The following is a 13,243-nucleotide window of genomic DNA, read 5'->3' as shown; positions in this document are numbered from 1 at the left end:
TGATGTTATGGAGCAGGTCAATCCCTACTCCGCGACACCATCATTGTGAGGGACGACCACCAAGCCTTCAAACTCGGCTGGCTGGGCTCCGCCCGTTACACCATCTAGAAAACTCTCTGGAGGCCAATCATGCCGATAACAGCAGATCGAACTCAAGCACGGACCGCTACCCCCGTCGATCTTGGCGCAATTTTCGTCTCGTTGGAATTGAGCAAATCGACATGGCTCGTGACAGCTATGTTGCCTGGAAGCGAGAAGATGTCCCGTCATACGGTGACCGGCGGCGATATCGCCGGCTTGTTTTCATGTTTCGCCGCACTTCGTCACAAAGCCCAGAGACGCCGGGAGAGGCTGTATCCGCTGGTGGTGATCCAGGAAGCCGGACTTGACGGTTTCTGGCTGGGGCGAATGCTCAGCCGAGAAGAGTGGATCGAAAGCCATATTGTAGAGGCCGCATCCATTGCCATGCCCCGCCGCCATCGCCGGGCAAAAACGGATCGCATCGACGGCGAAACGCTGATCCGCGCCTTGATGGCGTGGAAACGTGGCGAGCCACGTGCGTGCTCGATGGTCAAACTCCTCACACCCGAGGAGGACGACAATCGTCGGATCGGGCGGGAGCGCAAAACTCTAATTGCGGAGCGTGTCTTCCACGTCAATCGCATAAAGGGGCTGCTCTTTACGCAAGGAATACGAGGGTACGAGCCTGTAAATAGAGATCGTCGCCAGCGTCTGGACGAGCTTCGAACTGGAGATGGCCGACCGCTAGCAAAGCATTTGAAAGCAGAAATCTGTAGAGAGCTTGATCGCCTCGAACTGTTACTCACACAAATCAAGGCCGTAGAAGCCGAGCGAGATGCGTTGATCGTGCAGGAGACGCCGGAAACGCCGGCAGGAGCGACGGCGCTTTTGGGAATCAAAGGAATTGGTCCAGAGTTCGCTACGATACTCTACACGGAAGGCCTGTTCCGACACTTCGACAATCGACGGCAAATCGCGTCTTACGCTGGCCTTGCCCCCTCCCCTTGGCAAAGCGGGAACGTCAGTCGCGAGCAAGGTGTCTCGAAGGCGGGAAATCCGCGTTTGCGAGCGACCATGGTCGAGCTCGCCTGGCTATGGTTGCGGCATCAACCGAAATCGCCGTTAACATTGTGGTTCAAGGAGCGCATCGCTCGCAACGCGGGCCGCCTTAAAACGCCGATGATCGTGGCGCTGGCCCGCAAGCTGCTCGTTGCACTGTGGAAATACGTGAGCTCCGGCGTCGTTATCGAAGGTGCAATCATGAAAACCGCCTGAAGTGCAAGCGCCGCTAGCTTGATCAGAACACTCGTCCTCAGGGCCTGATCAGTCCTGACGGATCCAGGTGGACGGACCGGGAATCCTTTTGGCTCTTAAACGCCGATCTTGAGTTTGGTCCCGTTCTCCTGAGCCCGTGACCGTCGAAAGCGGGATAATGGTGCAGCCGCTACGAACGGCGACCGAATGTGAGGTTGTACAGGCCCGCGAACGGGCCGGTAATCGCTATGGGCTCAGACCGCGGATTCGCTTAAAACGGAGAAATTCGATGCCAGTCGAATGAACAATTGACAAAGATCCTGATGTGAACGGATTCGAACCCACGACCAACGACTCGGAACTGCTAAGTATCTAAGATTGCTTCGGTTAAAGATGGCGAAACCCCGTTGAGGCATTAGGCGCCTATATGGAACCAGCCCAACACCCGATCTATCCTGACTGGACCCCTCTTGACTTGCAAGGTGCCGATGTTCCCTTTATGTTCTTGCGTGATAGTGTTTTTATGGATTGAAAATCGCAGTTTCCGCGTGCTGTAGCCGGCCGAGGTAAGGAACCATTGGTGGTTTCCAAGCATAAAGTCGATGTGGACGACTTGCGCTACTATCTTATCTTGTCGGCCACATCTGTAATAGGATGGCTTAACAAAGAGAGAAGACCGTGTCGAACGCCAAGCAAATCCTTGCCATGCTGAGAAGCCGCGCCGAGGGCGACGACGACCTGTTTTTCTCGATTGCCCTCCAGATCGCGGCCTCAGAAGCGCGACAGGGCCACAAGACAACCGCCGAGGAAATGCGCGCCGAAGTCGATAAAGCGCGAGCTCGTCGATCTCGTGGCGCCAGTGTAGCGATACCACTTGGTGCCCCTCGAGGCGACCTTGAGGGGCTGTTGGAATTAAAGGAGCCGCGCTTTACGCTAAGCGATATGGTTCTCGCCCAGCCGCTTCTCGATAATCTCGGCGACATGATCCGTCAGCAGCGAAAGCGCGACTGGTTACGGGAGCATGGCCGCACCCCAAATCGCCGGGTGCTATTCGTCGGACCACCCGGCTCGGGTAAGACAATGTCCGCTGAAGCGCTCGCGGGCGAGCTCAAGATCCCGTTCTATGTTATCCGGCTCGAAGGCCTGATCACCCGCTACATGGGTGAGACAGCAGCCAAATTGCGACTGGTCTTCGATGAAACAGCGCGGCGCAGAGGCGTCTTTTTATTCGATGAATTCGATGCTGTCGGAGCGAACAGAACAGCTTCGAACGATGTTGCAGAAATGCGGCGCGTCCTCAACTCCTTCCTGCAGTTCATGGAAGAGGGAAACTCCACTGACAGCCTGATTATCTGCTCCACCAATCACCCATCGCTTCTCGACCGTGCGCTCCTGCGCCGATACGACCTTGTTCTTGAGTTCGAAGCCCCAACTGCCGATCAGATCAAGCGCATCATCACTAACAACCTCAAACCGATGTCGTCTGCGCGGCTTGGGTGGTCGAAGATCGTCAAGGCCGCCGAAGGCCTCAGCCAGTCCGAAATCGTTCGAGCCACCGACGATGCTGTCAAGACGGCAATCCTGGACGAGAGAAAGTCTATCGCGACCGACGACGTCTTGCTACGGCTAAACCAACGACGGGATATGCGTGAGGCATTCCTTGATGAAAGGCGTCCAGATTAAGCATGGCTGGCCGATTTACGCTTCCTCATATCGATGTTTCGGCCCTTCTTTCCGCAAGTCCCTATAGTGGTACAGGCAGCGGAGGCTCGAGCACACCACGCATACGGGCAGAACACGGCCGCAAGCTCGCTCACGAGCTGGATGTCGCACTCGCGGCAATCACCGAACTCAGAGGCAGTGATCCTCGCCTGCAACCAGCGGACGGTGGCTATATAGAAGTTGAACTGCGCGCCGGAAGTAACGTGGACGCGGCCCTCTTGTGGAAGAAGAAAGGGATACGTCCTGGCGCAACCAAAGACGCAAATAACGTTCGTACAGTCGCGCTCTACGTTCCAGATGCTTCGCAGGAAGCGCTCAAACAGATTCTTGACGACTATCTGAACGGTCCATTGTCAGTGATTGCTGGGAAACCGCCACATTCGGCGCGGGTCGAAAAGATCGAAGAAATTAGACGAGCGCGTCTCGAGGTGTTTTGGACAGACGATCCAGCCGCTCTACCGGGAGATCCCCACCATCTTATGTGGTGGGCGGTTTGGGCACATCGGGAGAACGAGGCGGCTTTGGAGACTGCCTGCGAACGGCTAGGGCTGCGCGCGGCAGCAAGTGATCGTCGTCTTTACTTCCCCGAGGCCGTTGTCGTTCCGGTCCTTGCCCGTCGCGCTGCTATCGAACTGATGACTTTTGCCACGGTGGTCGTCAGCGAGCTTCGCCGGGCAAGTGACACCCCTGTCTTCTTTTTGGAAGATGCAAAAGACAGCCAGGGCGCGTGGGTCGACGATCTTGCCGAACGCATCACATGGCCCGGAAGTGAGGTTCCGGCGATCTGCATTCTGGATACCGGCATTAATCGTGGCCATGCCTTGATTGAGCCGGCGCTTACTACGGCCGATCAGCACGCAATTGATCCGGAATGGGGTATAGACGATCACCACAGCCACGGGACCGCTATGGCCGGTCTTGCGCTCCATGGGGACTTGACATCGGCACTGGCAGATCAATCGTCGCGGCAGCTGACGCACCGTCTGGAATCGGTTAAGCTGCTTCCGCCGGCGGGTGCCGACCCGAATGACCCCAATTCCTATGGGATCATCACCCAGACGGCGGTTTCTTTGGCAGAGATCGCCGCGCCAGATCGCACTCGGGTTTTTTGCATGGCCGTGACCAATCAGAACGTCACAGGCGCTCGACCCTCGACCTGGAGCGCCGCGATCGACCAAGCCGCCGCCGGCGCCATGAATGCCGATGACGATGACGCGCCAAAGCGGATGTTCGTCGTCTCCGCGGGAAACGTCCCGCCAGAGATCGAATACTCACGCCTGCCCCAAACAGACGACTTTCCGGCTGAGGATCCGAGCCAAGCCTGGAACGCACTTACAGTCGGTGGCTATACGGATCTCACGACGATCGCGGACGCTGGATATGAGACATGGTCAAGCCTCGCGGGGGCCGGTGAACTGAGCCCGCACAGCCGCACAAGCGTAAACTGGGGTCACTCCCGGGCACCAATCAAACCGGAGGTGGTTCTTGAGGCCGGTAATCGTGCGGTCAGCCCAGCCAAACGTGAGGTTTTGACGCTCGATTCGTTATCGCTCTTGACCACGTCGTCCACCCTTGGCGCAGACACGCTGACAGCCTTTCAAGCGACTAGTGCGGCGACTGCACAGGCCGCGCGGATCGTTGCGCGATTGACGGCCAACAATCCCAGCTATTGGCCAGAAACTGTGCGTGCCCTTGTCGTGCACAGCGCCGAATGGACCGAGCCCATGTTGGCGCAGCTGAACAGCCCCGCCGGAAAAAAGGACCGATATCCTCTCGTTCGCCGTTTCGGCTATGGCGTCCCTGATTACGATCGGGCTTCTGCATCAGCAAGAGATCATTTGGCGCTGATCGCTCAAGCAGAAATCCAGCCCTTTAGATTGAAGGGCAAGCGGGAGTTCAACGAATGCCATTATTACAGGCTTCCCCTTCCGGCTTCTGTTTTGGAGCAGTTGCAAAACACTGTAGTTGAACTGAAGGTTACGCTTTCATATTTCATCGAGCCCAATCCAGGATTCTCGGCAAATGTCGATCCCCAGCGATATCAGGCTTATGGCCTACGCTTCGACTTACAAAGGCGCGGCGAGCTGCCGGCCCGGTTCAAGCAACGTGTGAATGCCGCGGAGCGAGAAGACGGCGTGAAGCCGCCGCCCCATCCTGATGACGCGCGATGGGTTTTCGGTCCAGGTAGCATTTCCTCGGGCTCGTTGCATTGCGATGTCTGGACTGGTCCGGCGATCGAGCTCCTCAGTCGAGAGCTGCTCTGCGTAAAGCCCGTTGTTGGATGGTGGCGCAATCGGGCATCAAAAGAGATCGTTAATCGCAAAACGCGTTACGCTCTTGTCGTGACCTTGAAGGCGCCGGGGGTCAATGTCGATCTCTATAGCGCCGTCATCACCGCAAAGGCTCGAATCGAAAGCGAGATCGCTGCGGAGAGTGAGATCGAGATCTGACCTTCACGCGCGTGCGTTAATTGCTCAATCCGTTAGCGCCGCGTCTAGAGCTCGGTACACAGCGATCCAGTGTGGCTCACGTTTAAGTCAGCCAAAATCGAGATCGAACAAACAATTTGATTGCCGATTCTTAACTGATTCAACGCTACGTAGAGAGAGTCTGCTATTGGAAGTCATTTTCGCATAGGTGAGCTTTGCCGGACGTTATCACAATTGACTTGAACGTTATCGATAACCCATCGATGGCGTCCTCTTCAGAGGGCTTCATTCAAATTGAGGCGCGTGAACAAGTATTTCGTTGCTTGATCAAGGACATCAGCAAGCCGCCACGCACCAAAACGTCTGCCGACAGACCTTCGGAACTCGACGTCCTAACTGACCGGCGCCACGATGCTCTGCTCGTCACCGCGCGGCGCGGTGAGGGAAAAACAACGTTTCTTACGCAGATCCTGTCGGCAATTGTCGACCAGAGCTACAAATCCTACGTCGAGAGCGTATCCACACCGAGATCCGCCGTTCCAGAGCTTTACAGCTTGGGAATAATCGACCCGACATTGATAGAATCCAAGCAAAACATTATCGTCGTCATCATCGAGAAGATCAGAAAGGCCGTCCTGCACCGCAGAAGAAACATCGTCGATGCAAACGATGAGTATCGGCAAGTTGAAGGAGCGCTCAGAAAATTAGCTCAAGGGCTCTACCTCCTGGATGGCATAGGAGAACAGCTCTACGCGGGAAAAGATTGGGTCGATCCGGATTTCGTCCTAGACGAGGGCTTGGAAAACGCCGCGGCTGCTCATGATTTTGAATTGCGCTTCCGTCAGTTCATTTCCAGTGCCGTCTCATATGTTGGTTGCGACGCGTTTGTGCTTGCCATTGATGACGTTGACACTTGGTTTGAACGTGGTTGGCCGGTGCTTGAGGCTCTACGGAAGTATCTAGCAACGTCGCAGTTGAGAATTATTCTTTCAGGCGATTTAGACCTGTATACCTTACTCGTCCGGCGTCAGCAGTGGGAGCAGATGAATCCTTCGTTCCTAAGAGCCGAGGAGATGCGATCAAAGATCGATGGGGACGCGGCGATAATTTCCAAAATCAGCCGGATGGTCGATTCTCTTCAAGACCAATATCTCGTAAAGATAGCCCGACCTGAAAACCGAATAGAGCTGAGAAATCTAGAATTCCATGCTGATGGCGTGGGTCTAGCTTTTCGTGGTGACAACATCGAAGGCTTGATAAGCGAGCGGCACTTCCTCACCAATGTGGTGTCCGAGGTGTTTGGCATAAATACTCCGAAAGACGTAACACTCTATAGGCAGCAAATACTTCGACTTCCGACGAGAAGTGCTCTTCAGCTGTTATCCGGAGCTAGCCGTGATCAAGGCGCGGGCAACGGTCGGCCAGTCGCTCTCGATACGTTAAGGCATATCTCCTGGACAGCAGTGACGTCACTTGGCCTGGATGTGAGCGACACCAGAAATCCGAATCCGAACGCCCTTATTCCATCGTTGACTCATTGGTTGACAAAGTCGCGCCTATGGCTCCCGCTGGCGAGGTGCTACCCAGACGGCGCCGAGGCGGACAAAAACCTTGCCGCGATGTACGTGGGCGCTGCGCTACTCGATGTCTTCAAGCGTTCGCCGGGAAAAATGATCGACTACTGGATCAAAGTTTCATTGGTAAGAGAAAAACTTGATCGTGGTGAAATTCACTATCGTGGTTCAGAAGCCGAAGCGACCGGCGATCTCGAAAGTTTCATTGCCCACGTCAACGCCACTGCCCTAGAGAGCCCGGTTCAATTCGCAAGCCGAGTAGCTTCATGGGAGGCGACCGAACGCGGCCGAGAAGGCACGAAACAGTTGGTACGGGGTATCCGATTAAGCGGCGCGTCTGTACCACTTGCCAGGATACGGGAAACGGGAGCAGCCGCGCGAGAACTCTATGGCCTAGAGTACGATGGGAGCAAGAATGGCTTTGACCGAGAAGCCTTCCGAGCCATGGCTACAGGTAGCCGCGATGATGTTAGTCGGCTCCTTTCGAGTTTGCCCCCCGCGCTACGTGGCTTCCACACACGTCTTTGCGCGGGCGGTTGGCAGTACGGCTCTCGGCGTGGGACAGAAGCCGCTTTCCAGGTATACTTTGCGAATGGAATCGAGGACCTTGCTCAGCGTCTCAATGGTAGCGCAAGCAGGGCAGCGATGCTTCCCCTTAGTAGGATCGTGAGTGGGCAGCAGGCAGAGTCAGGAAATTACTCTGTGCTACGGCTCTTAGGCCTGATGGCAGATGCTTTGGAGATTGGTCGCGCTCCAAACAAGAGTCAACTCCAAGCGCTGACTGAGTTGGTGAACCAATGCAGCCAGGCCAGGAGCTACCCAACGCCGATTGCGTTAGACGGCGCTAACTCCGAGAGCTATATAGAATTCGATTCACACCAGGACGATTTCGCGGACTCCGACCATTCAGATGGCCCGAGCAAAGAAGCTCACCAGCTTGAAAGAGCGCTTTTGAAATGGATGAGCTCAAATAGCGTTCAAAGCGCAGATTTTGGGCTTGCGCCAGTTACTTTGGCCCGTGTGTGGACTCGGTTCACGTACACATTTGCCAATATACGCGACGATCTCAAACACCGCGATAGCCGCTATCTCGGAATCTATATGCATCGGACTATCATCGGATTTCTACATGCTCTTGGCTACGAGCTGATGCGTTCAGCCAACGCTCGAACCCCCGCGAAAGCGGCGAGCAATCCAGTTAGATCGGGGGAGGTATTCGTTCAGCTTCTGCGGGAGATCTATCAAAATCCTCCGGGGTTCCGTGACACAAAAGAGTTTAGGTTCTTCGATTTGGTTTTCTCATGCCCTTTGTGGGGGTTCTTCCTCGCAAGGGAGGAGTATGACGAGGTCGACAAACCACGCCGGCTGGAACCAAATGATAGTATTTATCAGTTTTACGCTGACAGGCTGTCAGCCTATCTTGCGGAAGACACCACAGGTTCCATTTTCGCTACGCGTTTTAGTTCGTCTAAGGCCGATGAGCCGCCGATTACCTTCGATGGATTGTTTTTCCTTCTGAATACCGTCCAGATGCAGGGCACTTCAGAATTTGATCGCACCGCCGGAAGAGTACTTCGGCAAACCACCGAGGCTTGGCGCAAACGTCAACCCCCCTCTGCTCGGGCAAATCCTTCACCGTAGGATCGGAATTTTGAGTGCACTTATCTACAGGAAGGTATTCGCGGATTTCCCGTCACTCGGCGACTTGGCACAAGGGCGAGTTCCCTTAATCGACGAGGTACTGCGTCGTATTTTCGTATTTGAGAGGCGATCAGATCCGTACCGCCCTGACCACTTCTATAAAGGGTACTTGAATCACCGCTTGGGCGAGGCCAAGACAATCGGTGATCTCACCCCCATTGTTCTAAAAGCGCTTGCAGAACGGTTTATAGAGAGGCGCGCGGGTCGATTGGCAATCCGATCCTCGGAATTTCTAGAATGGCAACGACTGCTACCAAGCATCTCGCCTCTCGCGGTAATTGTCGCGTTCCTTATACTTGAGGGCCGGGGTCCAGCTCTAGGTATAGATCCGCGTCGGTTCCTGTACGCGGAAATAGGTGACACCGCCATATTAAGCCCAGTCCTCCCGGAGCTTGAGCGCCTTGAAGAAATCACAGGACTGAACGAACTTCACATGCACCTGAACGGGTCGACTGAACTGGATATTGTTTGGCTTGACGCTGTACGATTTCCGAAACTGTATCACGCTGAACTCTCGGCTGCGAGACGGGGATCGGGTCTTCCAGACGAACTTTATGACCAAATGGAGTTCAACCTCCGTCCGTACGAACTGTATCATCGGCTACGCTCTGCTCGCCGTGTGAGGCACGTCGTTGCCAACATCGCTCTCGGCCACAGCGGATCGAATATCACTCCGCATCAGTTAGTCGGCCTGATGACTGCGAGTGTACCGGACTACGATTGTGACCTTGCTCACGGCATCACGCTTTCGAAAAATCCCGGCGTCGTTGCTTTTGGTGACGCTGAGAATCCACCACTCATCGATGAAGCGGCATTTCTCTATTCAGCTATGCTGAGCTGGACGACGGGACCAAAGCACTCGCGTGACCTGATAAACCTCGGCCTCTATTTCAACTTCCTAGTGCTAAATCAGATCGCCAAAATCACCGTTCAGCAGGCAGACGAGGTGGGGTTTGATCAATTCCAAAAGTACACAGTGGTCGGAACGCGAGAGAAGCTCGAGCGTGTCTATTCGCAGCGCTTCCGTCAGCTAAATAGAAAGGCTCCGTACACTAATATTGCCCACCTAGAGGGCCGTTTTGCGCCGAAGAAGACGCTAAATGACATCATGGTTCTTCTCGATCGTATAGTCAGCGGGTACCTCGATTTTCGTGGCTGTAGTGAGCGAGTATCGTGGAATCGCACCGCCCGGCTTCCACAGTGTGTCTCGGGACAATGTGACCAAACTCAATGCAAAGGAATCAAGCGGGGCCGCAGAGACACAGAGTTTGCATTAGTGGCACATTTCATAAAGCGCATCGGAAAACAGAGGGGCCGATATAGCCAATCTCGAGATGGTCAAGCAAGAAGCGACGCTCTCCTCCAGGCGCGGTTGTTAAGGCATATCATCAAAAAATCCCCTGTAGCTCGGCAGCTCATTCGCGGTATTGATGCCGCTGCAAATGAATTGCATGCCCCGCCGGAGGCTTTCGCTCCAGCCTTCAGACTACTCCGACGAGATGCCGTCGACCATTCCACGTACCACGTTGGCGAAGACTTCTTACATATCGTATCAGGCATCAGAGCAACCGTAGAAGCCGTTGAGTTTCTGGGGCTTCGGATAGGGGATAGAGTTGGCCATGCCACCGCGCTCGGCATTTCACCGCAACTCTGGCTTGATCGCACCGGAGATCGGATCGTAGTGCCGCGGTCTCAGTGGCTCGATAACCTTGTTTTCGCCGGAAAATTCTTGGCTGGCCGCGGCGAGCATACCGCGCTCGTTCAGCGTATCCATAACGATGCCTGCACCGTGTCGGCGCTGGTCTATGGTCGCGAACAAAGTATCGCAGTCCTCCACCAGGAGTGGTGTTTGCGCCATCTGGACATCCTCACTGTACTGCGATTAGAGCGCGAATACGGAGAGCTTCGTGAACCTCACCTCGTCGCCAAGGCAGCAAGAAGCTTTGCCCAAAAGGTCACGGATGTCACCGTTCGCGCAGAGCTTGAACTAATAATGAGCGCGGCAGAGCATCACCCAGCGGCTTACGAACTGTTTCGACAAAGACATCGCAAAAGCGAATACGTCTGTCAGCCCGTCGAGATTGAAGCCAGCTACTTTCCCGCTTCTGCTCTGATTGCTCTTCAAGACATGGCGCTGGAACGATTGAACCTCAGGGGAGTCGCGATCGAGACCCTCCCCACCAGCAACGTGCGAATTAGCCTGTACAATGACCACAGAGAACACCACATCTTCAGGTGGCTGGGAGTTGCGGCTGAACCCACGGGATCAAAGCCTACCATCTGTGTGGGGAGTGACGATACTGGAATATTCGCGACCAACATTCACAACGAGTATGCGCTCCTTGTGCAGGCGCTTATTGACCACTATGGGAAGACCGCGGGTGAAGCGACCGAGTTGGTCTGGAAATTGAACGAGAACGGCGCCGCTCGCCGTTTCAAACCTCTGCAGATATTCGAATCACCCTGACCTGAGATCCATCAACAATCCGGTTTCGAGGAAAGTTTTCACGCTAATGAGCCCTAGGCTCTCTTCCCAGTGTCACCCTGGGTGTCTGCCTTTTCCTTTCCGGTCTTGACGATTGACGTTTTTAGGAGCGCGATCTTCTGCTCGATTTCCTCAGCAGAGACCTCGACCCGCAGGCGCTCCTGGATAAAGTTTAGTCGACCGTCACAATCTCGAATGATCTCAGCCCAGGTTTTCACCCAGACCTTGTGGTTCTCCTTGTCAAGGAAGAGGCCGATCGGCCTGCCTGTTTGCGTGACTCTGTCTTTGACGTAATCGTCGTATTCCGTCGTAACCAAGTAGAAATTCCAGACGGTGGACGTTGTCGAGAAGTCAGGCTGTTGGATCAAGGCTCGAACGTAGTCCTCGAGCTGATCCAGTTCCTTCCGGGTAACCCTCAGCGATGGCCTCTTCAGCTCGATGAGCAGAAACTCGCGGTGGCCTGTATCTGCGTGCGGCACCATCCGGCCCATGAAGGAATCTATGCGGCCAATCTTGCCGTCGGGCTTGCGGCCTTTACTGTGGCGAGACCGGGTCTTGCCAAGTTCCTCCGAAACGCGAGCCATGATTTTCGTCAGACCCGATTCCTGCATCGTGAAATGGAAGTTTTCGCCGAAGATCCAAGTGTTCTCACCGACCAAAACATCGAGTTCGCCGCGCTCCTTGATGGTCGACCGGTGCTTCGGGTCGAAAACCATCTCGCGCAGCGCCTGCAGCGTGACGACTCGTTCGGCGATCAGGCTCGACGCCGATATGATATGAGAAAGCTGCGTCCTTTCCAGAAGATTCGAAAAATCGTCCTGCTTGTTCTTGGGAAGATTAAACACTGCCCTGAGGATTCGGGTCACCGATTCCGGATTGTGCGCCAGAGCTTCCTTCAGCAGTCCCAAGGTTATTTTCTTCAGCGCGTTTTCGGCTTTCTTGAAATCACGCGAATAGGATTGAACGGCGTGGGTCGCGATATCGAACACCTGTCGTTCCCGGCGCTCGATTTCATCTTTGGGATCACCCTCATAGGGATAAACGCCCGCTTCCTTCAACGACTGGATCAGTTCGCTCGATTTTTCGGCCTCACGGTCTCGGAAGTAGTCACCGACTTCGTCGCGGATGTAGTCGACCACACGAGTGAAATCAGGATCGCCAAGACCGTCGAGCTCCAGCAGGTTGGCGTTGGCAATCTCCTGAAAGAAGGGCGAATAGGCGTAGACAGAGAACGAGTAGTCCGGCGCCGTAACATTTGCGGGAAGCGTCCCCAGGACCACCCCGGTTTCTCCGCCGAAATGAATGCGCCGGGCGGACACTTTCGACTTCCATTCAATGACCTTCAGAGAGAGGTCGCTGATAACGCGGGTTGCGCCGACAACCGACTTGGTCTTGAAATCATACGATCGCTCGATCGACGTCTTGGGGTCGACCGGCACGCCATCATACAGGATTTCAATCCCGGGATACTGAAGCACGTAGGGCGCAAAGGTCGCATTGAAATCGGCGCTGGCTTGTTCGCCGGTCAGCCATTCAAAGCTTTCCTTGAGATTGGTAAGTCCAACCACGGTGCCGGTTTCTTCAGCCGGCACCTCGACGGGCTCCGAGACTGTCCCGGTGTGCAGCCTGTTCGAGTCGACGGAGATCGACAGTGAAAAGCGTTTGCCATCTGCCTCATACACCGTGTTCCAGTTCGCCTTTTGCGCCAGCGAAAAGAACTTGAGGCGGCCTTGCCCCTCCTTCCCATGAATGGCCCGCGCGTGGACCTTCGTTTGCCGGGCCTGGCGTTTCCAGGATTCCCCGAGGCTCTCGAAATCATGCTCGGCACGATCTCTGGAAATCCCAAGCCCGTTGTCGGAAATAACAATGGACTGAACCCCGCCGAGGGGATTTCTCGGGAAATCGACCGAAACCCTTGTCGCATCTGCGTCCAAGGCATTCCAAACGAACTCGGCAATGGCCTTAACCGGGTCTCGCGTGCTGGCGACCTTCTCGAGGTGGTCATGCTTTGCCTTGAGCGTAATCGTCGACATCGATCCCCCTTTGATTGAGAAATC

6 protein-coding genes are annotated in these 13,243 nt (G+C 55.0%); 5 read left to right on the top strand and 1 reads right to left on the bottom strand.

Annotated features, from left to right (window positions below):
• Positions 1-129: 129 nt before the first annotated feature.
• The 5 genes from HGP14_RS28290 (at position 130) to HGP14_RS28270 (ending at position 11,168) form a co-directional block, all read left to right on the top strand.
• Positions 130-1,296: an IS110 family transposase gene (locus HGP14_RS28290; protein ID WP_168833183.1), complete on the top strand. Its 1,167-nt coding sequence runs from the start codon at positions 130-132 to the stop codon at positions 1,294-1,296.
• A gap of 789 nt (positions 1,297-2,085) precedes the next feature.
• On the top strand, positions 2,086-2,958 hold the full coding sequence (locus HGP14_RS28285) for an AAA family ATPase (RefSeq protein WP_205927378.1): 873 nt from the start codon (positions 2,086-2,088) through the stop codon (positions 2,956-2,958).
• A 2-nt stretch (positions 2,959-2,960) separates the two neighbouring features.
• Complete coding sequence (locus tag HGP14_RS28280; RefSeq protein WP_168833181.1) at positions 2,961-5,447, top strand: S8 family peptidase; 2,487 nt, start codon at positions 2,961-2,963, stop codon at positions 5,445-5,447.
• A 194-nt stretch (positions 5,448-5,641) separates the two neighbouring features.
• A complete protein-coding gene (locus HGP14_RS28275; RefSeq protein WP_205927377.1) occupies positions 5,642-8,641 on the top strand; it encodes a hypothetical protein in 3,000 nt (999 codons plus the stop codon).
• A gap of 10 nt (positions 8,642-8,651) precedes the next feature.
• A complete protein-coding gene (locus HGP14_RS28270) occupies positions 8,652-11,168 on the top strand; it encodes a hypothetical protein (protein WP_168833179.1) in 2,517 nt (838 codons plus the stop codon).
• A 53-nt stretch (positions 11,169-11,221) separates the two neighbouring features.
• Here the strand turns inward: HGP14_RS28270 and HGP14_RS28265 are convergent, their stop codons facing one another.
• Positions 11,222-13,219, bottom strand: a complete 1,998-nt coding sequence (locus tag HGP14_RS28265; RefSeq protein ID WP_168833178.1) for an ATP-binding protein — start codon at positions 13,217-13,219, stop codon at positions 11,222-11,224.
• Between the last annotated feature and the right edge of the window lie 24 nt (positions 13,220-13,243).

This window comes from Rhizobium sp. P32RR-XVIII, assembly GCF_012641395.1.
Taxonomy (GTDB): Bacteria; Pseudomonadota; Alphaproteobacteria; order Rhizobiales; family Rhizobiaceae; genus Rhizobium.
The sequence above is the reverse complement of the archived record's forward strand: the minus strand, read 5'-3'. Positions and strand labels throughout refer to the sequence as shown.